The organism is Microbacterium sp. ZXX196, assembly GCF_009709595.1.
GTDB classification, from domain to species: Bacteria; Actinomycetota; Actinomycetes; order Actinomycetales; family Microbacteriaceae; genus Microbacterium; species Microbacterium excoecariae.
The window spans coordinates 1-236 of the sequence record NZ_WMEE01000508.1 but is presented as its reverse complement, the minus strand read 5'-3'; the positions used below and the strand labels follow the sequence as shown (position 1 = coordinate 236).

Sequence of the window (236 nt, the reverse complement as noted above, 5' to 3'; positions counted from 1 at the left end):
GAACCATAAATAGCTGCAGCTGCACCATCTTTCAACACCTCCATAGACTCTATATCATTTGGATTAATATCCGCCAAAGCATTAGAAGAAGCATATCCTCCGCCTGTATCTCCAGATATCATAGGAACACCATCTATAACATAAAGCGGAGAGGTACCAGACGAAATGGAATTAACCCCTCTAATCCTTACACGCGGAGCAGATCCTAATACGCCTGTATTTTGAGTTACCTGTAC

At 42.4% G+C, this 236-nt stretch carries 1 protein-coding gene; it reads right to left on the bottom strand.

Going from position 1 to position 236, the window contains the following annotated elements; genetic code table 11:
- On the bottom strand, positions 1 to 236 hold a 236-nt coding region (locus GJQ66_RS13815; RefSeq protein ID WP_155049720.1), incomplete at both ends, for a TonB-dependent receptor plug domain-containing protein.